The 23,416-nt window shown below is 66.7% G+C and carries 20 protein-coding genes and 1 pseudogene; 5 read left to right on the top strand and 16 right to left on the bottom strand.

All coding sequences use genetic code 11. The features are described 5' to 3' along the window. Positions 1–90 precede the first annotated feature (90 nt). From PY257_RS14285 to aroB, 7 genes are all read right to left on the bottom strand, one after another. Positions 91–1,569 (bottom strand): glutamate synthase subunit beta, encoded by a 1,479-nt coding sequence (locus PY257_RS14285; RefSeq protein ID WP_275742997.1) that lies wholly within the window; start codon positions 1,567–1,569, stop codon positions 91–93. A gap of 36 nt (positions 1,570–1,605) precedes the next feature. Continuing rightward, positions 1,606–6,327 carry a glutamate synthase-related protein gene (locus PY257_RS14290; RefSeq protein ID WP_275742999.1) on the bottom strand — a complete coding sequence of 1,574 codons (4,722 nt, stop codon included), beginning with the start codon at positions 6,325–6,327 and terminating at the stop codon, positions 1,606–1,608. A 170-nt stretch (positions 6,328–6,497) separates the two neighbouring features. Next, positions 6,498–7,211 carry a transposase gene (locus tag PY257_RS14295; RefSeq protein ID WP_275743001.1) on the bottom strand — a complete coding sequence of 238 codons (714 nt, stop codon included), beginning with the start codon at positions 7,209–7,211 and terminating at the stop codon, positions 6,498–6,500. A gap of 87 nt (positions 7,212–7,298) precedes the next feature. Beyond that, a complete protein-coding gene (locus PY257_RS14300) occupies positions 7,299–8,183 on the bottom strand; it encodes a class I SAM-dependent methyltransferase (RefSeq protein WP_275743003.1) in 885 nt (294 codons plus the stop codon). Further along, positions 8,180–8,761: a DUF1415 domain-containing protein gene (locus PY257_RS14305; RefSeq protein ID WP_275743006.1), complete on the bottom strand. Its 582-nt coding sequence runs from the start codon at positions 8,759–8,761 to the stop codon at positions 8,180–8,182. Before PY257_RS14305 ends, PY257_RS14300 begins: the two co-directional genes overlap by 4 nt. Before the next feature lie 43 nt (positions 8,762–8,804). Continuing rightward, the gene (locus PY257_RS14310) at positions 8,805–9,977 is read right to left on the bottom strand and encodes a deoxyguanosinetriphosphate triphosphohydrolase (RefSeq protein WP_275743008.1); all 1,173 of its coding nucleotides are present in this window, start codon (positions 9,975–9,977) and stop codon (positions 8,805–8,807) included. Between the two features lie 73 nt (positions 9,978–10,050). After that, complete coding sequence (gene aroB, locus PY257_RS14315; protein ID WP_275743010.1) at positions 10,051–11,181, bottom strand: 3-dehydroquinate synthase; 1,131 nt, start codon at positions 11,179–11,181, stop codon at positions 10,051–10,053. Positions 11,182–11,423: 242 nt separating this feature from the next. Between aroB and PY257_RS14320 the strand changes: the two genes are divergently transcribed. The 4 genes from PY257_RS14320 (at position 11,424) to PY257_RS14335 (ending at position 14,932) form a co-directional block, all read left to right on the top strand. After that, entirely contained in the window at positions 11,424–11,879 is a 456-nt protein-coding gene (locus tag PY257_RS14320; protein ID WP_275743012.1) for a hypothetical protein, read from the top strand. 157 nt (positions 11,880–12,036) lie between these two features. Continuing rightward, positions 12,037–12,570 carry a TRAP transporter small permease gene (locus PY257_RS14325; protein ID WP_275743014.1) on the top strand — a complete coding sequence of 178 codons (534 nt, stop codon included), beginning with the start codon at positions 12,037–12,039 and terminating at the stop codon, positions 12,568–12,570. Next, positions 12,567–13,865, top strand: a complete 1,299-nt coding sequence (locus PY257_RS14330) for a TRAP transporter large permease (RefSeq protein ID WP_275743016.1) — start codon at positions 12,567–12,569, stop codon at positions 13,863–13,865. Before PY257_RS14325 ends, PY257_RS14330 begins: the two co-directional genes overlap by 4 nt. A gap of 29 nt (positions 13,866–13,894) precedes the next feature. Further along, positions 13,895–14,932, top strand: coding sequence for a DctP family TRAP transporter solute-binding subunit (locus tag PY257_RS14335; RefSeq protein ID WP_275743018.1), 1,038 nt, complete (start codon positions 13,895–13,897; stop codon positions 14,930–14,932). Positions 14,933–14,942: 10 nt separating this feature from the next. On the opposite strand, the gene PY257_RS14340 is transcribed toward PY257_RS14335, so the two are convergent. The 6 genes from PY257_RS14340 to PY257_RS14365 all read right to left on the bottom strand — a co-directional run bounded on the left by PY257_RS14340 (position 14,943) and on the right by PY257_RS14365 (position 19,386). Continuing rightward, on the bottom strand, positions 14,943–15,125 hold the full coding sequence (locus PY257_RS14340; protein WP_275743020.1) for a hypothetical protein: 183 nt from the start codon (positions 15,123–15,125) through the stop codon (positions 14,943–14,945). 23 nt (positions 15,126–15,148) lie between these two features. Further along, positions 15,149–15,886, bottom strand: coding sequence for an amino acid ABC transporter ATP-binding protein (locus PY257_RS14345; protein WP_275743022.1), 738 nt, complete (start codon positions 15,884–15,886; stop codon positions 15,149–15,151). Positions 15,887–15,897: 11 nt separating this feature from the next. Next, the gene (locus tag PY257_RS14350) at positions 15,898–16,566 is read right to left on the bottom strand and encodes an amino acid ABC transporter permease (protein WP_275743024.1); all 669 of its coding nucleotides are present in this window, start codon (positions 16,564–16,566) and stop codon (positions 15,898–15,900) included. A gap of 1 nt (position 16,567) precedes the next feature. Then, positions 16,568–17,293 carry an amino acid ABC transporter permease gene (locus PY257_RS14355; protein ID WP_275743026.1) on the bottom strand — a complete coding sequence of 242 codons (726 nt, stop codon included), beginning with the start codon at positions 17,291–17,293 and terminating at the stop codon, positions 16,568–16,570. A 130-nt stretch (positions 17,294–17,423) separates the two neighbouring features. After that, a complete protein-coding gene (locus PY257_RS14360; protein WP_275743028.1) occupies positions 17,424–18,323 on the bottom strand; it encodes an amino acid ABC transporter substrate-binding protein in 900 nt (299 codons plus the stop codon). 151 nt (positions 18,324–18,474) lie between these two features. Next, the gene (locus PY257_RS14365; protein ID WP_275743030.1) at positions 18,475–19,386 is read right to left on the bottom strand and encodes an amino acid ABC transporter substrate-binding protein; all 912 of its coding nucleotides are present in this window, start codon (positions 19,384–19,386) and stop codon (positions 18,475–18,477) included. Between PY257_RS14365 and PY257_RS14370 the strand changes: the two genes are divergently transcribed. Continuing rightward, positions 19,385–19,558 (top strand): hypothetical protein, encoded by a 174-nt coding sequence (locus tag PY257_RS14370; protein ID WP_275743032.1) that lies wholly within the window; start codon positions 19,385–19,387, stop codon positions 19,556–19,558. The two genes, PY257_RS14365 and PY257_RS14370, sit on opposite strands and share 2 nt — an antisense overlap. A gap of 383 nt (positions 19,559–19,941) precedes the next feature. Here the strand turns inward: PY257_RS14370 and PY257_RS14375 are convergent, their stop codons facing one another. From PY257_RS14375 to PY257_RS14385, 3 genes and pseudogenes are all read right to left on the bottom strand, one after another. Then, the gene (locus PY257_RS14375) at positions 19,942–20,889 is read right to left on the bottom strand and encodes a LysR substrate-binding domain-containing protein (RefSeq protein WP_275743034.1); all 948 of its coding nucleotides are present in this window, start codon (positions 20,887–20,889) and stop codon (positions 19,942–19,944) included. A gap of 166 nt (positions 20,890–21,055) precedes the next feature. Then, positions 21,056–21,253 (bottom strand): annotated as a pseudogene (locus PY257_RS16285) (NAD(P)-dependent oxidoreductase); the annotation flags it as partial. Positions 21,254–21,492: 239 nt separating this feature from the next. Beyond that, on the bottom strand, positions 21,493–23,409 hold the full coding sequence (locus PY257_RS14385; RefSeq protein ID WP_275743209.1) for an ABCB family ABC transporter ATP-binding protein/permease: 1,917 nt from the start codon (positions 23,407–23,409) through the stop codon (positions 21,493–21,495). Between the last annotated feature and the right edge of the window lie 7 nt (positions 23,410–23,416).

Here is a 23,416-nt window from a genome sequence, read left to right on the forward strand (position 1 = left end):
AGACCCCACACTAAGAACCAAAACAAGGACGGCTACGCCGTCCGCGCTATCCTTCCCCGCCCTGAACGGCAGGGCTTGTCGCGTACCGGGTCAGCGCGGCAGGTCGCTGAAGCCCATCAGGAACTCATCGACCGCGCGCGCGGCCTGCCGGCCTTCGCGGATGGCCCACACCACCAGGCTCTGCCCGCGCCGCATGTCGCCGGCGGCGAACACCTTGGGCACGCTGGTGGCATAGCCGCCGGTGAAGTCTGTCGTGGCCTTGGCGTTGCCGCGCGCGTCCTTCTCTATGCCAAAGGCGTCGAGCACGGGCGCCACGGGGCCGGTGAAGCCCATGGCCAGCAGTACGAGGTCGGCCTGGTAGGTCTTCTCGGTGCCGGGGATGTCGACGAACTTGCCGTCCTTGAATTCCACGTGCACGGTCTTCAGGCCCGTGACCTTCCCTTTCTCACCGATGAATTCCTTGGTGGCGATGGCGAATTCACGCTCGCAGCCTTCCTCGTGGCTGGAGCTGGTGCGCAGCTTGATGGGCCAGTAGGGCCAGGTGAGCGGGCGGTTCTCCTGCTCGGGCGGACGCGGCATCAGCTCGAACTGCACCACACTGGCCGCGCCATGGCGGTTGCTGGTGCCCACGCAGTCGCTGCCGGTGTCGCCACCGCCGATCACGATCACGTGCTTGCCCGTGGCCATGATCTGGCCCTTGAGCTTGTCGCCCGCGTTGACCTTGTTCTGCTGCGGCAGGAACTCCATGGCGAAGTGGATGCCGTCGAGGTCACGGCCCGGCACGGGCAGGTCGCGGCTCTGCTCGGCACCGCCAGTGAGCAGCACGGCGTCGAACCCGGCCTGCAACTGCTCGGGCGTGACGGTTTCCTTGGCCCAATTGGTCACCTTGCTGCCCTTGCCCAGGGTGTCCTTGGCCGCCCCCACGGCCACGCCGGTGCGGAAGACGACGCCCTCGGCCTGCATCTGCTCCACGCGGCGGTCGATGTGCGACTTGTCGAGCTTGAAGTCGGGGATACCGTAGCGCAGCAGGCCACCGGCGCGGTCATTCTTCTCGAACAGCGTCACGTCATGGCCGGCGCGCGCGAGCTGCTGCGCGGCCGCCAGGCCCGCCGGGCCAGCGCCGACCACGGCCACCTTCCGGCCCGTCCTGCGCTTGGCCGGACGCGGCACGACCCAGCCGTTTTCCCAGGCATGGTCGATGATCGCGTGCTCGATGCTCTTGATGCCCACGGGGTCGTCGTTCACGTTCAGCGTGCAGGCCGCCTCGCAGGGCGCGGGGCAGATGCGGCCCGTGAACTCGGGGAAGTTGTTGGTGCTGTGCAGCACCTCGATGGCATTCTTCCAATCTTGGCGGTAGACCAGGTCGTTGAAGTCCGGAATGATGTTGTTGACCGGGCAGCCGTTGTTGCAGAACGGCGTGCCGCAGTCCATGCAGCGGGCGCCCTGGATCTTGGCCTGCGCGTCGTCGAGGCCGACGACGAATTCCTTGTAGTTCTTGAGCCGGGCAGCCACGGGCGCATAGCCTTCGTCGATGCGCTCGTACTCCATGAAGCCGGTGACTTTTCCCATGATCTTGCGGTTCCTTCGTGCTTCGTGTTCCGGCGGTCAGGCGGCAGCGGTTTCCAGCCCCAGCTGGGCGTTGTTGCCGCTGCTGGCGGCTTCGATCTGGCGCTCGTACATCTCGGCCAGCGCGCGCTTGTATTCGTTGGGGAACACCTTCACGAACCGGGTGCGTGCGGACTCCCAGGTGTCGAGCAGTTCGCGGGCGCGCTTGCTGCCGGTCCAACGGTAGTGGTCGGCCAGCAACTGGCGCAATTGCACCTCGTCGCTCTCGTCGCGGTGCCAGCGGGTGCTGGCATGGCTGACCTTCTGCTCGGCGGCGGGAACCACCTTCTCCAGTGACACCATGGCGGTGTTGCAGCGCGCGGCGAAGTGGCCGTCCTCGTCGAACACGTAGGCCACGCCGCCACTCATGCCGGCGGCAAAGTTGCGGCCCGTCTTGCCGAGCACGGCGACGGTGCCGCCGGTCATGTACTCGCAGCCGTGGTCGCCCGTGCCCTCGACCACCGCCGTGGCGCCCGAGAGACGCACCGCGAAGCGCTCGCCGGCCACGCCGCTGAAGAAGGCCTCGCCCGTGGTGGCGCCGTACAGCGCGGTATTGCCGATGATGGTGTTGCGCGTGGCCTCGCCACGGAAGTCGATGCTCGGGCGCACGACGATGCGCCCGCCCGACAGGCCCTTGCCGGTGTAGTCGTTGGCGTCGCCGATCAGGTACATGGTGATGCCGCGCGCCAGGAAGGCGCCGAACGACTGGCCGCCCGTGCCTTCGAGCTGGATGCGGATGCTGTCGTCGGGGAGGCCCTCGGGGTGGGCCTTGGTCAGCACGCCCGAGAGCATGGCGCCCACGGTGCGGTTGACGTTGCGCGCCACTTCGATGAACTGCACCTTCTCGCCCCGGTCGATGGCCGGGCGTGACTTGGCGATCAGCACGTTGTCCAGGCTCTTTTCCAGTCCGTGCTCCTGCGACTCGACATGGCGGCGCGGCACGTCGGCGGGCACGTTGGGCAGCGCGAACAGGCGGCTGAAGTCCAGGCCTTTGGCCTTCCAGTGCTCGATGCCCTTCTTCGTGTCGAGCAGGTCGGCGCGGCCGATCAGGTCGTCGAACCTGCGGATGCCGAGCTGAGCCATGATCTGGCGCACTTCCTCGGCGATGAAGAAGAAGAAGTTGACCACGTGCTCGGGTTTGCCGGAAAACTTCCGGCGCAGCACTGGGTCCTGCGTGGCCACCCCCACGGGGCAGGTGTTGAGGTGGCACTTGCGCATCATGATGCAGCCCTCCACCACCAGCGGCGCGGTGGCGAAGCCGAATTCGTCGGCGCCCAGCAGCGCGCCGATGACGACGTCGCGCCCGGTCTTCATCTGACCGTCGGCCTGCACACGGATGCGCCCGCGCAGGCGGTTGAGTACCAGGGTCTGCTGCGTCTCGGCCAGGCCGATCTCCCACGGGCTGCCGGCGTGCTTGATGGACGACCAGGGCGAGGCGCCCGTGCCGCCGTCGTGGCCGGCGATCACCACGTGGTCGCTCTTGCACTTGGCCACGCCCGCGGCGATGGTGCCGACGCCGATCTCCGACACCAGCTTGGTGCTGATGCTGGCGTGCGGCGCCACGTTCTTGAGGTCGTGAATGAGCTGCGCCAGGTCTTCGATGGAGTAGATGTCGTGGTGCGGCGGCGGGCTGATGAGGCCCACGCCGGGCACGCTGTAGCGCAGCTTGCCGATGTACTGGCTGACCTTGCCGCCGGGCAACTGGCCACCTTCGCCGGGCTTGGCGCCCTGGGCCATTTTGATCTGGATCTGGTCGGCGCTGGTCAGGTATTCAGCCGTGACGCCGAAGCGCCCCGACGCCACCTGCTTGATGCGGCTGCGCAGCGAGTCGCCGGCCTGCAGCGCCACGTCGGCCTCGACCTGCGCCGCGCCGATCACGCTCTTGAGCGTGGCGCCGGCCTGGATCGGGATGCCCTTCAATTCCTGCCGGTAGCGCGCCGGGTCTTCGCCGCCCTCGCCGGTGTTGCTCTTGCCGCCGATGCGGTTCATGGCCACGGCCAGGGTGGCGTGCGCCTCGGTGCTGATGGAGCCCAGCGACATGGCGCCGCTGGCGAAGCGCTTGACGATTTCCTTGGCCGGCTCCACCTCGTCCACGGGAATCGCCTTGGCCGGGTCGATGCGGAACTCGAACAGGCCGCGCAACGTCATGTGGCGTCGGCTCTGGTCGTTGATGATCTGGGCGTATTCCTTGTAGGTGTTGAAGTTGTTGGCGCGTGCGCTGTGCTGCAGCTTGGCGATGGCGTCGGGCGTCCACATGTGCTCCTCGCCGCGCGTGCGCCAGGCGTATTCGCCGCCGGCGTCGAGCATGGTGGCGAGCACCGGGTCGTCGCCGAAGGCGGCGTTGTGCATGCGGATGGCTTCCTCGGCGATTTCGAACACGCCGATGCCTTCCACGCGGCTGGGCGTGCCGGTGAAGTACTTATCGATCGTGGCGCTGTTGATGCCGATGGCCTCGAACAATTGGGCGCCGCAGTAGCTCATGTAGGTGGACACGCCCATCTTGGACATGATCTTCGACAGGCCCTTGCCGATGGCCTTGACGTAGTTGTAGACGGCCTTCTCGGCGCTCAGGCCGCCCGGTAGGTCCTTGTGGATGACGGCCAGCGTCTCCATGGCCAGGTAGGGGTGCACGGCCTCGGCGCCATAGCCCGCGAGCACGCCAAAGTGGTGCACCTCACGCGCAGTGCCGGTTTCCACCACCAGGCCCGCCGTGGTGCGCAACCCTTCGCGCACCAGGTGCTGGTGGATGGCGGAGAGCGCCAGCAGCGCGGGAATGGCGATCTGTCCTGCACCCACGCGGCGGTCGCTGATGATGAGGATGTTCCTGCCGCCCTGGATGGCATCCACTGCCTCGGCGCACAGCGAGGCGAGTTTGGCCTCCACGCCCTCGCGGCCCCAGTCCAGCGGGTAGGTGATGTCGAGCGTGTAGCTCTTGAACTTGCCCTGCGTGGTGTGCTCGATGTCGCGCAGCTTGGCCATGGCGGCGAAGTCGAGGATGGGCTGGCTCACCTCCAGCCGCATCGGCGGGTTGACCTGGTTGATGTCGAGCAGGTTGGGCTTGGGGCCGATGAAGCTCACGAGCGACATCACGATGGCCTCGCGGATCGGGTCGATCGGCGGGTTGGTCACCTGCGCGAACAGCTGCTTGAAGTAGTTGAAGAGCGGCTTGTTCTTACTCGAGAGCACGGCCAGCGGGCTGTCGTTGCCCATGGAGCCGATGCCCTCCTCGCCCGCCGTGGCCATGGGGCTGAGCAGGAACTTGATGTCTTCCTGGGTGTAGCCGAACGCCTGCTGGCGGTCCAACAGCGGCACGTGGCTGGGCTCGGGCACGCCGGCGCTGCCGTCCAGGTCGTCTAGGCGGATGCGCAGGTTCTCGATCCACTGCTTGTAGGGCTTGCTGTTGGCGAGGGTGGCCTTGACCTCCTCGTCGTCGATCATGCGGCCCTGCTCCAGATCGATCAGGAACATCTTGCCGGGCTGCAGACGCCACTTGCGCACGATCTTGCTCTCGGGCACCGGCAGCACGCCGGATTCGGAGGCCATGATGACCAGGTCGTCGTCCGTTACGCAGTAGCGCGAGGGCCGCAGGCCGTTGCGGTCCAGCGTGGCGCCGATTTGGCGGCCATCGGTGAACACGATGGAAGCCGGGCCGTCCCAGGGCTCCATCATGGCGGCGTGGTACTCGTAGAACGCGCGGCGGCGCGGGTCCATGGTGGTGTGCTGCTCCCAGGGTTCGGGAATCATCATCATCACGGCCTGGCTGATCGGGTAGCCGGCCATCGTCAGCAGTTCGAGGCAGTTGTCGAACGTGGCGGTGTCGGATTGCCCAGCGAAGCTGATGGGGTAGAGCTTCTTCAGGTCCTCGCCCAGCACGGGCGAACTCATGACACCCTCGCGCGCCTTCATCCAGTTGTAGTTGCCCTTGACGGTGTTGATCTCGCCGTTGTGGGCCACGTAGCGGTACGGGTGGGCCAGCGGCCACTCGGGGAAGGTGTTGGTGGAGAAGCGCTGATGCACCAGGCCCAGGGCGGAGACGCAGCGCTCATCCCGCAGGTCGAGGTAGTAGGTGCCTACCTGGTCGGCCAGCAGCAGACCCTTGTAGACCACGGTGCGGCTGCTCATGCTCGGCACGTAGTATTCCTTGCCGTGCTTGAGCTTCAGGCGCTGAATGGCGGCGCTGGCGGTCTTGCGGATGACGTAGAGCTTGCGCTCCAGCGCATCCTGCACGATCACGTCGCTGCCGCGGCCGATGAATACCTGCCGCAGGATGGGCTCCTTGGCGCGCACGGCCGGGCTCATGGGCATGTCGCGGTTCACGGGCACGTCGCGCCAGCCCAGCAGGATCTGGCCCTCGGCCTTGATGGCGCGCTCCATTTCCTGCTCGCAGGCCAGGCGGGATGCGTGCTCCTTGGGCAGGAAGATCATGCCCACGCCGTATTCGCCGGGCGGGGGCAGCGCTATACCCTGCTTGGCCATCTCTTCGCGGTAGAGGGTATCGGGCATCTGGATCAGGATGCCCGCGCCGTCGCCCATGAGCTTGTCGGCGCCGACCGCCCCGCGATGGTCGAGGTTTTCCAGGATCTTCAGGCCCTGCTGCACGATGGCGTGGCTTTTTTCGCCGCGTATGTGCGCCACGAAGCCCACGCCACAGGCATCGTGCTCGGCGGCGGAAGAATAAAGCCCGTTTTCTTGGAGATGCTGGATCTCGGCTGCCGTCGTCATGGCGCGCTCCTTGAGTTTCATCGCAGGGGAACCGGAGCATAGGCGATTGCAACAACAATGCCAAGAAAATTAATAGGGGTCAGAACCCTTTTAAATCGCATGAAATACATCTCTCTATTTTTAAGGGACACATCAAAATATGTAGCATCAATCCCTTATTGGTGGCGCGCTCATGGCGTTTTTGCTATTGGTTCTTTTACCTGCAATGGTCGCCGGCCCGCCTGGCCTTTTGCCACCCGGCGCATGGTGCGTTTTTGCAAGTCGGCCACAAAGTCCGGGCTGCCCAGCGCCCATCCGCTGAAGGCGGAATCGGTCAACGCACACTGCTGGTCCGCGGACAGGCCGGCGCGCACCAAATCGGCATAGGCGGCCTCGCGCGCGAAAGGCGTGTTGCCCAACTGCCAGTAGAGCGGGTGCGGGGTCAACAAACGGTCCTGGCGCAGGCCCGCGTAGTGGCAATGGCTGGACCACGGATAGGCGGCGGGATCGCCCACCATGCCAGCACGCACCGGGTTGAGGTCGATATAGGCCATGCAGGCCAGCAGGTGGCGCTCGGCCTCGATCAGCGTGCTGCGGTAGCGGCCCTCCCACAGCGTGCCGCTGCGGCCCTGGCGGTCGTTGAACCAGCGCACGTAGCTGCGGCCCACGGCCTGCATCATGGCCGGGATGCCCTGCGCGTCCTGCGGCGTGGCCAGCAGGTGGAAGTGGTTGCTCATCAACACGTAGGCATGCAGCGCCACGCCGAACTTCGCCGCATTTTCGTCCAGCAAGGCCAGCAACCGAATGTAATCGGCAGACTCGGCGAAGATCGCCTGGCGGTTGTTGCCGCGCTCGATGATGTGGTGCGGGTAATGCGGGACGGTCAGGCGGGGGAGACGGGCCATGGTGCGTGCCGGATGGAACTGTGCGCCATGATAATTGGAATCTGACCCCTATTGAGTGCTATTGAGTGCTATTGAGGGCCCATGCAGTCAGCCCAGCAGTTCCGCTGCGCGTGGATAGCGCCGCCCGAGCAGCGCCTCCAGTCCGAACTCCGCCAGGATGGCCTGCATGCGGCGCGCGGCGCTGTGCCGGCCGGCGCCCTTGCGGCGCGCGAGGATCAGTTCGTTCTTCATGCTGTGCTCCCAGCCGACCAATTCCGTCACCGTCACCTCGTAGCCGCAGGCTTCGAGATACAGGCAGCGCAGCACGTTGGTGAGCTGGCTCCCGAATTCGCGCGTGTGCAGCGGGTGGCGCCACAGTTCGGCCAGCGGGGTGCGCGCGAGCGACTGCGCCTTGGCGCTGCGCAGGCAGGCCGCCACCTCGGCCTGGCAGCAGGGCACGATGGCGATGGCGCGCGCATCCTTGCGCAGGGCGAAATCGATGGCGTCGTCGGTGGCGGTGTCGCAGGCGTGCAGGGCCGTCACCACGTCGATGCGTTCCGGCATTCCGGGCGCGTCCGCCGCGTCGGCGGCCTGCACGTTGAGGAAGGCCATGCGCTCGAACCCCAGGCGCACAGCCAAGGCGCGCGACGATTCCACCAGCTCGGCGCGCGTCTCGATGCCGTAGATGCGGCCACCCGCGCGGGCCTTGTAGAACAGGTCGTAGATGATGAAGCCCAGGTACGACTTGCCCGCGCCGTGGTCGGCCAGCGTGGCGCCCTCGCCTTCGCCGGGCAGTTCGCGCAGCAGCGCCTCGATGAACTGGAACAGGTGGTAGACCTGCTTGAGCTTGCGCCGCGAGTCCTGGTTGAGCCGGCCTTCGCGTGTGAGGATGTGCAGCTCCTGCAGCAGTTCGACCGACTGGCCTGGGCGCAACTCCTGCAGCACGGCGTCGGGTGCGCCCGCGGCCTGCGGCTTTTGCGGCCCGCGCTTCACTGCGGCGCCTCCAGCAGCGCCTGCCAGCCGGCGGCGCCCAGGTCGCGCAGCGTCTGCATGTTGCGCTCGAAGATGGCCTCGGCCTCGGGGAACGCCGCCACGGCGCGGTCGATGCTCTCCTCGCGGATCAGGTGCAGCGTGGGGTATGGCGCGCGGTTGGTGCAGTTGGTGATGTCGCCGGCCTCGGTGCCGGCGAACTGGAACGCCGGGTGGAAAGCCGCGATCTGGACCGTGCCCACCAGCCGCATGCGACGCAGCAGGCGGTCGGCGCTGGCAAGAAAACCGTTGAAGTCCAGAAAGTCGTGCAGGCAGCCCGGCGCCATGAGCAGCGTGGTGTCGCGCTGTTCGGCGGGCAGGGCCACCAGGCTGCCCAGCTCATGCTCCAGGTCTTCGAGCAGCGCCACGTCATCGGCCGCGTCGCTGACGGCGCAGTGCACCTGGCCCTTCACGTGCACGGCCTTGGCGAAGGGGCAGAGCTGCAGGCCGATGACGGCGCGCTCCATCCAGCGCACGGTGTCGCGGATGACGGCGTTGCCGCCGGCCAGGGGGAAGGAGGGAGTGCTCGCGCTGATCGCCATGAGGGAATCCGCTGCACGCACGGGCCCCAGCGGAAGACCGATTCTAAGAGTCCAGCAGCCGTCGCCCGGTGATGCGCGCATGCTCGCGGGCGGCGAAGCGGTCGGTCATGCCAGCCACATAGTCGGCCACGGCGCGTACATGGTCGGCAGGCGGGGCGGCATCCAGGGCCTGGGTTGCGACACCACGGTGCAGCTGCGCCGGGTCATTCATATAGGCTGCGAACAGCTCGCGCACCACTTGCCGCGCCAGACCCGTGGTCTGCATGACCTGCGGGTGGCGGTACAGGTTGCGCAACAGGAACTGCTTGAGCGGCGCGAGCTGCGCACGCATGGGCTCGCCGAAGCACACCAGCGGCCCGCCATGCGCACGCACCGCGTCGGCGCAGGCGGGCGCGGCGGCGTCCAGCGCGGCCCGGGTGGCGGCGATCACGTCGTACACCTGTGCGCTCAGCATGCGGCGGATGGTTTCGTAGAGCAGGCGGCGCCCGTGGCCAGCGCCGGCCAGCTCGGGGTATTCGGCCAGCACCTCGGCGCAATGGGCGTCGAACAGCGCGACCTCACGCATCTGCGCCAGCGTGAGCAGGCCCGAGCGCACGCCGTCGTCGATGTCGTGGGCGTTGTAGGCGATTTCATCGGCCAGGTTGCAGAGCTGGGCCTCCAGCCCCGGCTGCTGGCGCAGCAGGAAGCGCCGGCCCACGCCGCCGGGCTCCAGCGCCTCCAGATGCCGCGCGTTGGCCTGCGAGCAGTGCTTGAGGATGCCCTCGCGCGTCTCGAAGGTGAGGTTGATGCCGTCGTAGCGCGGGTAGCGGTGCTCCAGCGCATCGACTACGCGCAGGCTCTGCATGTTGTGTTCGAAGCCGCCGTAGGGCGCCATGCAGTCGTTCAACTCGTCCTGCCCCGCGTGGCCGAAGGGGGTGTGGCCCAGGTCATGCGCGAGCGCGATGGCCTCCACCAGATCCTCGTTGAGCCCCAGCGGACGCGCGATGGAGCGGCCGAGTTGCGCCACTTCGAGCGAATGCGTGAGCCGCGTGCGGAACAGGTCGCCCTCATGATTCAGGAACACCTGGGTCTTGTAGACCAGCCGGCGGAACGCGCTCGAATGCACGATGCGGTCGCGGTCGCGCTGGAACTCGGTGCGCGTGGGCGTGGGGGCCTCGGCATGGCGGCGCCCGCGCGTGCGCGCCGGGTCGCAGGCGTAGGGTGCCAGCACGGTCATGGGTAAAAAACGCCTTCAGCGCCCGTATTTACTGGGCATGTAGCTATTAAAAATATAGTAAACAGGATCTGCATCAGGCGCACGATGCGTCGATCACCTCGCGCACCAGCGCGTCGGGCGCGCCGCGCACCACGGCCTCGCCGGGACGGGCGATCAGCACGAACTTGATCTCGCCGGCCTCGGCCTTCTTGTCCACGCGCATCAGCGCCAGATAGCGCCCGGGGTTGTCGCGCGCATCGATGCGCGGCGCGCGCACCGGCAGGCCGGCGCGCTCGACGATGGCAACCAGGCGCGCCACGAAAGCGTCGTCCACCAGCCCCAGCCGCGCCGACAGCCGCGCGGCCATCACCATGCCGCAGCCCACGGCCTCGCCATGCAGCCATTCGCCGTAGCCCAGGCCGGCCTCGATGGCGTGGCCGAAGGTATGGCCGAAGTTGAGGATGGCGCGCAGGCCCGCCTCCTTCTCGTCCTGGCCGACGACGCGGGCCTTGATCTCGCAGCTCCGGCGCACGGCATGCGCGAGCGCGGCGTGGTCGCCAGCGCGCAGCGCGCCGACGTGCGCCTCGATCCAGGCCAGGAAATCCATGTCGGCGATGGGTCCGTACTTGATGACCTCGGCCAGCCCCGCACTCACCTCGCGCGCCGGCAGCGTGGCCAGCGTGGCGAGGTCGCAGAGCACCAGTTTCGGCTGGTAGAACGCGCCGATCATGTTCTTGCCCAGCGGGTGGTTGATGGCGGTCTTGCCGCCCACCGAAGAATCCACCTGCGCGAGCAGCGTGGTGGGCACCTGCACGAACGGCACGCCACGCATGTAGCAGGCCGCAGCGAAGCCCGTCATGTCGCCGACCACGCCGCCGCCCAGGGCGAACAGCACGGTCTTGCGGTCGCAGCCGTGGCCGAGCAGCGCGTCGAAGACGAGGTTGAGCGTGGGCCAGTCCTTGTGCGCCTCGCCGTCGGGCAGCGCCACGGTGTGAACCTGGGCGTAGGGCGGGCGCAGCGCGGCGGCCAGCGCCTCGGCGTAGAGCGGCGCCACGGTGGTGTTGGTGACGATCATTGCCGCTGCCGACCGCAACGCCGGGTGCGTCAGCGCGGGGTGCGCGCCGATGCTGGCCAGCAACCCGGCGCCAATCTCGATGGGGTAGCCGCCGCCATCGTCGAGCGTGACGTGAACGGTCTGGGCGGCGGCGGGCGAAGAAGATGGCATGCGCGGGGACGGTTGCGGCGGGGAAAGTGGGCAGTTTAGCGGGCAATGCCGGGCCGTCATCAGGCGCCGCGCACCTCGGCCACCATGCGCGCGAAGGCCCCCGGTTCGCGCGTGACCTGCCAGCGGCTGGGGCCGGATTGAGAAAACCTGTGCGTAAAGGCACATACGGCGAGGCGGCGGCTCAGCCCTCCTTGCGTGCCCAGCGCATTCCGCGCGGCACAGACAACGAAAGGAAACACACCATGCATGCCAAGGCTCTCCTCGCCATTGCCGCCCTCGCCGTTGCCGGCGCCGCCTCCGCGCAGCAAGCGTTGCCCGCCGCCGAAGCCGGTGCCGGGCTGTCGCGCGCCGAAGTGGTCGCTGATCTCAACCTCTGCAAGCGTGCCGGCATGGGCCAGTACGCCGTGAGCAACGCCAGAGCTTCCTGCCCGGCCACGAAGAGCGCCTGGTCGCCTACCAGCGCCTGCGCAGCGGCCCGGAATACCTGGCCGAAGCGCAGCGCGTGCAGGCCGGCGGCGCGTCGGGCTGCACGGTCACGCCCGTGCCACGCAAGCCGCCCATACGAGCGCGAATTGAGCGCCATCCCGCGCCAAGCGGCCGGCCGGCGCTCTGCGCTGCCGACCGGCTTGCCGTTTGCCGAGCAGGCGAGGCCCGGGCGTTGTGCCCGCGCTGCCGCGCACCCCTGGGTACGCTCCTGAATCAGTAGCATCCAACGCAGGCTGAACGGGCGACTTGGCCTGATTTTGTTTTCAGCATCATGGAAAGCCCGAATCCCCTGCCAGCCTGGCCACCACTAGGATGGCTGCACGCGTGCGCGCCACGCGGCGCTTCCATTGCGACAACAACGGCCTTTCCATGTCCCTGCATTCCGAGTCCGGCCCGCCCCCCGGCGACGCCGGCGGCGCCCCGCCGCCCGCTGACGAACCCACCCGCATCCCGCTGAAGATCGAAGACTGGCTCACCGTCGCCATCATGGCGGCGCTGGCGCTCATCACGTTCGCCAATGTGCTGGTGCGCTATTTCACCAATTCGTCGTTCGCGTGGACCGAGGAGTTCTCGGTGTTCCTCATGATCCTGCTGACGCTCGTGGCGGGCTCGGCCGCCGTGGCGCGCGACCGGCACATCCGCATCGAGTATTTCGCCGAAAACGGCTCGCTGGCACGCAGGAAGCGCCTGGCGCGGTTCGGCGCGGCCATGGTGGCGCTGCTGTTCGCGCTGATCGCGGTGCTGAGCGCGCGCATGGTGTGGGACGACTGGCGCTTCGAGGAGACATCGCCGGGCATCGGCGTGCCGCAGTGGTGGTATTCGATCTGGCTGCCCATCGTGTCGCTGGGCATCGCGCTGCGCGCCGTGGGGCTGTGCATCCGGCGCGGACGGACTTCATCGTGATAGCCACTCTATTGTTCGTGGCTTTCCTGGCCATGATGCTCGCGGGCGTGCCCATCGGTGCCGCGCTGGGCCTGGCGGGCGCGGCGGCGATCGCGCTGGCCAACCTGGACACGCAGTGGTTCGGCCTGCTGGCGGTGCCGCAGAACTTCTACGCGGGCCTGGGCAAGTACCCGCTGCTGGCAATCCCGATGTTCGTGCTCGTGGGCTCGATCTTCGACCGCTCGGGCGTGGCGCTGCGACTCGTCAACTTCGCCGTCGCCATCGTGGGGCGCGGCCCCGGCATGCTGCCGCTGGTGGCCATTTGCGTGGCGATGTTCCTCGGCGGCATTTCCGGTTCCGGCCCCGCCAACGCCGCCGCCGTGGGCGGGGTGATGATCGCGGCCATGTCGCGCGCGGGCTACCCGGCGAGCTTCTCGGCCAGCGTGGTGGGCGCGGCGGCCGCGACGGACATCCTGATCCCGCCCTCGGTGGCCTTCATCGTCTATTCGGTGCTGGTCCCCGGCGCCTCGGTGCCGGCGCTGTTCGCCGCCGGCATGATCCCCGGCGTGCTGGCCGGCATGGCACTGATCGTGCCGGCGGTATGGATGGCGCGCAAACACAGCATGGGCGCGCTGGAGGCCAGCATGCCGCGCCCGCCGTTCTGGCGCAGCCTGCGCGAGGCAGTGTGGGGGCTGGCCGCGCCGATGCTCATTCTGGGCGGCATGCGCGCGGGTTGGTTCACGCCGACCGAGGCGGCGGTGGTGGCGGTGTTCTACGGCCTGTTCGTGGGCATGTGCATCCATCGCACGATCGGGGTCGGCGACCTGTTCCCGATCCTGCGCGAATCGGGCGAGCTGTCGGCGGTGATCCTGCTCGTGGTGTCGCTCGCGGGCATCTTCGCGTATTCGCTTTCCACGCTGGGCGTGATCGACCCGGTCACCAATGCCATCGTGCATTCGGGCCTGGGCGAGTACGGAGTGCTGGGACTGCTGATTCTGCTGCTGATCACGGTGGGCATGTTCCTCGACGGTGTGTCCATCTTCCTGATCTTCGTGCCGCTGCTGCTGCCCATCGTGCAGCACTACCACTGGGACCCGGTGTGGTTCGGCGTGGTGCTAACGCTCAAGGTGGCGCTGGGGCAGTTCACGCCGCCGCTGGCGGTCAACCTCATGGTGTCGTGCCGCATCGCGGGTGTGCGCATGGAGGAGACCGTGCGCTGGGTCGGCTGGATGCTGCTGGCCATGTTCCTGGTCATGCTGCTGGTGCTGGCCTGGCCGCCCCTGGCGCTGTGGCTGCCGCAGCGGCTCGGGTACTGATTTTCTTCCACAACTCAAGGAGACTTTTCATGCAACCACGACGCTCCCTGCTGGCCCTGGCGCTCGCCGCCGCGGCCATCGCCGGCCTGCCCCAAGGCGCTGCCGCGCAGAGCAGCTACAAGCCCGAGTACAAAATGTCGCTGGTGCTCGGCCCCGCGTTCCCATGGGGCAAGGGCGGCGAGATCTGGGCCAACCTCGTGCGCGAGCGCACACAGGGCCGCATCAACATCAAGCTCTACCCCGGCACCGCGCTGGTGCAGGGCGACCAGACGCGCGAGTTCACCGCGCTGCGCCAGGGCGTGATCGACCTGGCCGTGGGTTCGACCATCAACTGGTCGCCACAGGTCAAGCAGCTCAACCTGTTCTCGCTGCCGTTCCTCATGCCCGACTACGCCGCAGTGGACGCGCTGACGCAGGGCGAGGTGGGCCAGCAGATCTTCCAGGCCATCGAGCGCGCGGGCGTGCTGCCGCTGGCCTGGGGCGAGAACGGCTACCGCGAGATCAGCAACTCCAAGCGCGCCATCCGCACGCCCGAGGACCTGAAGGGCCTGAAGATCCGCGTGGTGGGCTCGCCGCTGTTCCTGGAGACCTTCACCGCGCTGGGCGCCAACCCGACGCAGATGAGCTGGGCCGATGCGCAACCCGCCATGGCCAGCGGCGCCGTGGACGGGCAGGAGAACCCGATCTCGGTCTACATGGCGGCCAAGCTGTACACGGTGGCGCAGAAGTACGTCACGATGTGGGGCTACATTGCCGATCCGCTGATCTTCGTGGTGAACAAGGAGGTGTGGAACTCCTGGACACCCGCCGACCGTGAGATCGTGCGCCAAGCCGCCGTCGACGCCGGCAAGGAGGAGATCGGTATCGCGCGCAAGGGCATGGTGGAGCCCGGCAAGCCGCTGCTCAAGGAGATCGCGGCCCAGGGCGTGACGGTGACGGAGCTGAACCCCGCCGAGCGCGAGGCATTCGTGAAGGCCACGCGGCCCGTCTACGACAAGTGGAAAACCGCGGTGGGTGCGGATCTGGTGAATGCGGCGGAGAAATCCATCGCGGCGCGTAAACCGTAGCCGCAGCCCCTCACACCTTCATCGCCACGGGCAACGCCTGCCCGGGCAGGCTCTGCGAGAACGGCACCGCCGCGGTGTGGTAACCGACGACCACTTCGCGGCGGCTGCGAACCCTGTCGAGCGTGCCATCGGCCCGGGCCAGCGCGGCCAGCAGTGAACCCGCCAGAAAGGCAAGCACCAACAGGCCGGGCACGGCGGGGAATGCCCCGCGCAGCCTCAGTGCTGCAGGATCTTGTTGAGGAAATCCTTGGTGCGCGGCTGGCGGGCGTCGAGGTTGCCGAAGAAGTCGTCGCGCGAGCAATCTTCCAGGATCTTGCCGCCCACGTCCATGAAGATCACGCGGTTGCTGACCTTGCGTGCGAAACCCATTTCATGCGTGACCACCATCATGGTCATGCCTTCCTTGGCCAGACCGACCATCACGTCGAGCACCTCGCCCACCATTTCTGGATCGAGCGCAGAGGTGGGCTCGTCGAACAGCATCACGATCGGGTCCATGGAAAGCGCGCGGGCGATCGCCACGCGCTGCTGCTGGCCGCCCGAGAGCTGGCCGGGGAACTTGTCCTTGTGGGCGATCAGGCCCACGCGGTCGAGCATCTTGAGGCCGCGCGTCTTGGCCTCTTCCGCGCTGCGGCCCAGCACCTTGATCTGCGCAATGGTGAGGTTCTCGGTCACCGAGAGGTGCGGGAACAGCTCGAAGTGCTGGAACACCATGCCCACGCGGCTGCGCAGCTTGGGCAGGTCGGTCTTGGGGTCGTGCACGGGAACGCCGTCGACCCAGATCTCGCCTTTCTGGAACGGCTCCAGCGCGTTGATGGTCTTGATGAGCGTGGACTTGCCCGAGCCCGAGGGGCCGCAGACCACCACCACCTCGCCCTTGTTGATGCTGGTGGAGCAGTCGGTCAGTACCTGGAAGCTGCCATACCACTTGGATACGTTCTTGAGTTCGATCATTTTTCCCCCGCTCAACGAATGATGGCGATTTTCTTGTGCAGGCGCTTGACCAGCGCGGACAGCCCGAAGCAGATGATGAAATAGACGACAGCAGCCAGCAGGTATGCCTCGATGGGGCGGCCATAATTCTTGCCCGCCGTCTCGAAGCCCTTGAGCATGTCGTAGGCGCCGATGGCATAGACCAGCGACGTGTCCTGGAACAGGATGATGGTCTGTGTGAGCAGCACGGGCAGCATGTTGCGGAACGCCTGCGGCAGGATGACGATCTTCATGTTCTGCGCATAGGTCATGCCCAGGGCCTGCCCCGCGAAGACCTGGCCGCGCGCAATGGACTGGATGCCCGCACGCATGATTTCGCTGAAGTAGGCCGCCTCGAACGCGACGAAGGTCACCACCGCCGACCATTCGGCGCCGATGGGCCGGCCGATGAAGAAAGGCACGAGCAGGAAGAACCACAGGATCACCATCACCAGCGGAATGCTGCGCATGCCGTTGACGTAGATGGTGGCCGGCACCACGAGCGCCGTCTTTCCCGACAGCCGCATGAGCGCCAGCAGGGTGCCGAAGACAATGCCCCCCAGCGTGGAGATGACCGTGAGCGCCACGCTGAAGTAGAAGCCCTTGAGGACGAAGTTGCCGATGATGTCCCAGTTGTAGAACGAAAGGTCGAGGTTCAGCATGTCAGTGGCCTCCCCCGGCGCTGCTCGCGACGATGAAGCCCGGCACGCGCGTCTTCTTCTCGATGAAGGCCATGATGCGGTTGATGGCGAACGCGGAGATCACGTACAGGCCGGTCACGGCCAGGTAGACCTCGATGCCGCGCGAGGTTTCCTCCTGGGCCTGCATGGCGAACATGGTCAGTTCCGAAACGGACACCGCGAACGCGACCGACGAGTTCTTGAAGATGTTCATGGTCTCGCTGGTAAGCGGCGGCAGGATGATGCGCAACGCCATGGGCAGCAGCACGTAGCGGTAGTACTGCGGCGTGGTGAAGCCCAGCGCCATGCCCGCATAGCGCTGCCCGCGCGGCAGTGCCTGGATGCCCGAGCGCACCTGCTCGGCGATGCGCGCCGAAGTGAAGAAGCCCAGCGCCAGCACCACCAGCACGAAGCTCGGCACGTTCTTGAGCACCGGGATGATGGCCGGCAGCACGTGGTACCACAGAAATATCTGCACCAGCAGCGGTATGTTGCGGAACAGTTCGACCCAGGCATTGCCGAACCGCACCCAGACAGGGCTGTCGGGCAGCGTGCGCAGCGTGCCGACGATGGCGCCCGACACCAGCGCCAGCAGCAGTGCCAGCAGCGACACCGAGACGGTCCAGCCCCAGGCGGACAGCATCCATTCCAGATAGGTCGGATATTTCCCCCCCGGGTCCTGCAGAAAGACTTGCCAGTCCCAACTCATAAGGAAGGCTCCATGGGTATTTTCAAGATCAGGTCAAACATCATCATCCATGCGCGTTGGCCAGCGGGCAAGACTGAACCAAAAAAAGCCCGCCAATGCATTGGCGGGCTCCATTGTCACCGTGACACGATCACTTCTTGGCGTACTCTTCCATCGGCTTGTCGTTGGGATTCGCCCAGGCATCCTTGGTGGCGTCGGACATCGGCAGGCCGATCTTCGTGTTGGCCGGGGGGATGGGCTGCATGAACCACTTGTCGTAGAGCTTGGCCAGCGAACCATCCTTGATCTGGCGGATGATGCTGTCGTCGACGGCCTTCTTGAAGGCCGGATCGTCCTTGCGCAGCATGCAGGCGATGGGCTCGACGCTGAGCACCTCGCCGACGATCTTGAAGTCCGCCGGGCTCTTGGACTTGGAGATGTTGGCCGCCAGGATGGAGCCGTCCATCACGAACGCATCGGCGCGGCCCGACTCAAGCAGCAGGAAGCTGTCGGAGTGGTCCTTGCCGAACACTTCCTTGAAGTCGATGCCCATGGCGCGCTCGTTCTTGCGCAGCGTCTGCACCGAGGTCGTTCCGGTGGTGGTGGCAATGGTCTTGCCGGACAGGTCCTTGATGCCCGTGATGCCGGAATTGGCCTTCACCGCGATGCGCACTTCTTCCACATAGGTGGTCACTGCGAACGACACGTCCTTCTGGCGCGCGGCATTGTTGGTGGTGGAGCCGCATTCCAGGTCCACGGTGCCGTTCTGCACCAGCGGAATGCGGTTCTGCGAGGTGACCGGGGTGTACTTGATGTCGAGTTTGGCAAGGCCCAGTTGCTTCTGGATGTCGGCCAGGACGCGCTCGCCCATTTCGGTATGGAAGCCCACATACTTGCCGTTGCCCAGGGTATACGAAAGCGCGGACGAATCGCGCACGCCAAGGCTCACGCTGCCCGTGGACTTGATCTTGGCGAGCGTGTCCTTTTCCTGTGCGAATGCGCTGCCCATTGCGAGTGCAGCGATAGCGATGGCCAGTACTTGCTTCTTCATGAGAATCTCCTTGGATTGAAGCTTGGGGTAGAGATGAACCAATGTAGCGCACTCGGACACATTCCGTTTCCGGCCTGCTAGCAATCCAGCGCTCCGTTCACACGGAGTGCCGGCGCCCCATTGGCGAGAGGGAACTTTGGCAGAGGCGGCGCTAGTTGATCACCAGATCGCCCACCTTGTCGCTTGGGAACTTGAAGGACTCGCGCAGCATGAAGGGCATGCGCAGATCCAGCGTGATCCCCTTGGGCGGGATCGGCTTGAGGAACCACTTGTCGTAGAGTTGGTTGATCTCGCCGCTCTGGATCAGGCGGCGCATCTCCTGGTCGACGACCTTCTTGAACGCCGGGTCGTCCTTGGGCAGCATGATGGCGTAGGGCTCGATGGTCATGGGCTTGCCGATGACGGCGTACTTGGCCGGATTGCCGGAAGTCGCACGCAGACCGTAGAGCAGGATGTCGTCCATGGCGAACGCATCGGCGCGTCCGTCGGCCACCATGGAAAAGGCCTGCGCATGGTCAGACGCAGCGATGATCTTCATGCCAAGGATCTTGTCGTTGTTGACGCGCTCCAGCGTCTTGATGTTGGTGGTGCCCTTGGTGGACACGACGGTGCGACCCGCGAGATCTTCCACGCGGTCGATGTGGGAATCGGCGCGCACGATGAAACGCGACGAGGCGATGAAATGCGGGATGGTGAAGTCGATCTGCTTGCGGCGCTCGGCGGTGTTGGTGGTGGAACCGCATTCGAGCGATGCCTTGCCCTCTGCGATGGTGGGGATGCGGCTGGCCGATGTGACCGCGAGGTACTTGACCTCCAGGCTCGGCAGCTTGAGCTCCTGCTTGATGGCCTCGGCGATGCGCTGGCAGATCTCCACTGCATAGCCCATGGGGCGCTGCTGGTCGTCCACGTAAGACAGCGGGACCGATGCATCGCGGTGGGCGATCGTGATGGACTTGGCGTCGCGGATGCGATCCAACTCGCCGGCCTGCGACAGCCCCCCCAGGGTTGCCAGGGCCGCAAATGCAGCGATACGCACGCCCGCGATGAAAGTTGGTTGAATCATGTTGCGCCCCACTGTTCGGCTGGAAAAAGCGTTTCAGCCAAGGCCCAGTGGCCGCGCGCCGCAAGCCGCCAAAGCCTTGCGGGACGAACAAGCAGGAAGCATGCCCATCATCCTGGAAACGGCAGTTGACCGCTTTGCATCCCTTGCCAGGCCGCATGAAATCGAGCGTTGACGGCGCCGATGGGGTTCACCTCGTGGGTGAGAGCGCCATGCCCCTGCCAGCACCGCGCTCGGCGCGCCATGCGGCGTTGCTCCTCCTTGCGGGCACCAGCCCGCCGCGTCGCCCGGTCTTGCCTGGCACCCCGATCACGGCACCGGCAGGCGCATCCAACTGCCGTTTCCAGGATCATTCGAAAACCGCCTCTTCCACGGAGTTCGCCGCATGCCGGGATGCCTGGAAGCAATCACGCGCTGTGCTGAATCGAAACGGCATATGGGGCACCATCAAAAAATGCGATGGCGCGAACTGTAAATGTCGGTTTCACGAAACGCCAATGCCGTTTCATAGGCGGTGTCATGCAAATTATTTATAACCTACCCACTCCGGCGCAAGCACTACTTCGGGGCATTGTGGCGGGCGAGGTAAGCCCACAGCGCCTGCGCCAGCCCCTTGGGCTCCTTGGGCTCCTTGGACGATGCATCGCTGGGCCGCTCGCGGTAGGCGCGCACGTCCATGGTGATCTCCAGCGGCGGCTGGATCAGCGGCGCGGCGCTGACCAGGCGGCGCGTGCGCAGTTCCTTGCGCACCGCGCTCAGCGGCAGGAACGCGATGCCATGCCCTTCGAGCGCCATGGCCTTGAGACCCTCGGCCATATCGGTTTCGTACACGCGGTCGAGGTGCATGGCCACGCCGTGCTGCGTGAGCATGGCATCCACCACCCGGCCCAGGTAGGCACCCGGCGCATAGCCCAGGTAGGGCAGCGGCTGGCCCGCGCGGCCGGGCAACTGGTACAGCGGCTGGCCCTGCGCGTCGGGCTTCACGTAGGGCGCCAGCACTTCCTGGCCCAGGCTCACCATCTCGTAGCGGTCGGCGTCGAGCTGCAGCGGCTGCGCATTGTGGTGGTAGGCGATCAGCAGGTCGCAACTGCCTTCCACGAGCCGCATCACCGCGTCATGCACGTTGAGCGCGATCAGGCGGCTCTTGATGGGGCCGAACTTCTCGCGCAGGCTCGACACCCAGGTCGGGAAGAACGTGAAGGCCAGCGTGTGCGGCACGGCGAACTCGATCACGTCCTTGCCCGCGCTGGCATGGCCGCGCAGCATGGCGCGCGTGGTCTGCAGCGCCTGCAGCATCTCCAGCGCCTGCTTGTAGAGCGTCTCGCCCGCGGGCGAGAGGCGCGTGGGGTAGGAGCTGCGGTCCACCAGGTCCGCCCCCGCCCAGGCTTCGAGCGCCTGGATGCGCCGCGAGAACGCGGGCTGCGTCACGTGCCGCAGTTGGGCCGAGCGGCTGAAGCTGCGCGTCTCGGCCAGACTGATGAAATCCTCAAGCCATTTGGTTTCCATGGCCGCGCATTATGGACCCGCGCCCCTGATGCCTGTTCGCTGCTGCGCGAGCCGCTCCCATCCTCAAGGAAACGCTCCGGCGGACCGGCAAAGCCGGCTCCACGGGGGCACTGGCCGGGGCCCGCGCCGGGGTTCATGCGTGCAGGCGGCACGCGCCTCGGTACGCTCAGACCGGCGACATCGGCGCCTCGCCCGCGAAGTGGCGGCGCGCGTTCTCGACGAAGCGGCCCACCGATGCCCGCACCGCCTCGGGCGACCAGCCAGCCACGTGGGGCGTGGGCACGACGTTGGGCAGATCGAGCAGTTTGGCGGGCGGCTCCGGCTCGCTTTCGTACACATCCAGCCCTGCGCCGCCGTATCCCCCACGCTGCCGCGCGCGCTATCGATGTTCTCGTAGCCCGCGCCCAGCGCACCGGCGAACGAGCGCCGGGGCATCGCATCCATCTCCGCCGCCGCAAGGCCCACGCTGCCGATAGTGAGCACACGGGGCCTGCACAGACTCGCCGCTCCGCGCGATGGCCTGCGCGCGCTGCGCGTGGTCTGGCGCGTAGATGACCGCGCGGTGTTCTTTGGAAACGGCGTTGCGGATGAGAAGCAGCGGTTTCATGCGGGTGAGACGAACATGCGGCCAGCGCCGCCAGAGCCGTGACTGTGCACCGCATCCATCTCTTGCGCGGCCGCGGACTCTTCGGCCCCGCTTTGCTGCAACTCCCACATCCGCGCATAGCGGCCCTGCTGCGCCAGCAGTTGCGCATGCGTGCCGCGCTCGACGATGCGGCCCGCCTCCATCACCAGGATCTCGTGCGCGTCCACCACGGTGGACAGCCGGTGCGCGATGAGCAGCGTGGTCTTGTTGCGGGCCACGCCCTGCAGCTCGGCCTGGATGGCGCGCTCGTTGGCCGAGTCGAGCGCCGAGGTGGCCTCGTCGAAGATCAGCACCGGCGGGTCCTTCAGCAGCGTGCGGGCTATGGCCACGCGCTGCTTCTCGCCGCCCGAAAGTTTGAGTCCGCGCTCGCCCACCATGGTTTCGTAGCCCGCAGGCGTGCCGGCGATGAAGTCGTGGATGCGCGCCGCGCGGGCAGCGGACTCGATCTCGGCCTGCGTCGCGCCGGGGCGTCCATAGGCGATGTTATAGGCCACGGTGTCGTTGAACAGCACCGTGTCCTGCGGCACGATGCCGATGGCCTGCCGCACGCTGGCCTGCGTCACCGCGCGGATGTCCTGGCCGGCGATGGTGATGCGCCCTTGCTGCACGTCGTAGAAACGGTAGAGCAGCCGCGCCAGCGTGGACTTGCCCGAGCCCGACGGCCCCACCACCGCGACCGTCTTGCCTGCGGGAATCTCGAAGCTCAACTGCCGCAGAATGGGCCGCGCCGGGTCATAGGCGAAGCCAACGCTCTCGAAGCGCACGGTGGGCGGCGCCTGCAGTTGCCGCAGCGGCCGGGCGCCGCCCGCATCGTCAACCTCGCGTTCGCGCTCCATCAGCGTAAACATCTTCTGCAGATCGATCAGGCTCTGCTTGATCTCGCGGTAGAGCACGCCCAGGAAGTTGAGCGGCATGTAGAGCTGGAGCATGAAGGCGTTGACCATCACCAGGTCGCCCAGCGTCATGCGGCCCTGGGCCACGCCCTCGGTCGCGCGCCACAGCAGCGCGACCAGCGCCACCGCGATGATGAGCTGCTGGCCGCTGTTGAGCAGCGACAGCGAGGTCTGGCTCTTCAAGCGCGCGCGGCGCAGTTTTTCGAGCCGCTCGTCGTAGCGGCGGGCCTCGAACGCCTCGTTGTTGAAGTACTTGACCGTCTCGTAGTTCAGCAGCGAATCGATGGCGCGCGCATGGGCAGCGGAATCCAGCTCGTTGGCCTGGCGGCGGAACTGCGAGCGCCACTCCGTCACCGAGACGGTGAACGCGATGTACAGCACCAGCGCGCAGCCGGTGATGCCCGCGAACCAGGCGTCGAAACGCACCGCCAGGATGCCCAGCACCAGCGCCACCTCGATGATGGTGGGCACGATGCTGTAGAGCGAATACGACACCAGCGACTCGATGCCGCGCACGCCGCGCTCGATGTCGCGCGTCATGCCGCCGGTCTGGCGCTCCAGGTGGAAGCGCAGGCTCAGCGAATGCAGATGGCGGAAGGTCTCCAGCGCGATGCTGCGAACCGCGCCCTGCGTGGCCTTGGCGAAAACCAGTTCACGCAGCTCGGCGAACAGCGACGTCATCAGCCGCAGCGCGCCGTAGCCCAGCAGCAGCGCCACCGGCACCACCAGCATGGCCCGCGGGTCGCCGGGGCGCAGCGTCATGCTGTCCACCAGCCGCTGCAGCAGCAGCGGCACGGCCACGTTGGCGAGCTTGGCCCCCACCATGAACAGCAGGGCCGCGATCACGCGCCACTTGTAGTGCCACAGGTAGGGAAACAGGCGGCGCAGCGCCTGCCAGTCGGTCTGCACGGGGCGTGCGGGCGCGGGACTGGAAGGCGGCGGGGTGGATGGGGACGGGGCGGCTTCGCCGTGGTGGCGCATGCGGGAC

The sequence above is a fragment of the Curvibacter soli genome (assembly GCF_029211125.1).
Lineage (GTDB): Bacteria > Pseudomonadota > Gammaproteobacteria > Burkholderiales > Burkholderiaceae_C > Curvibacter_A > Curvibacter_A soli.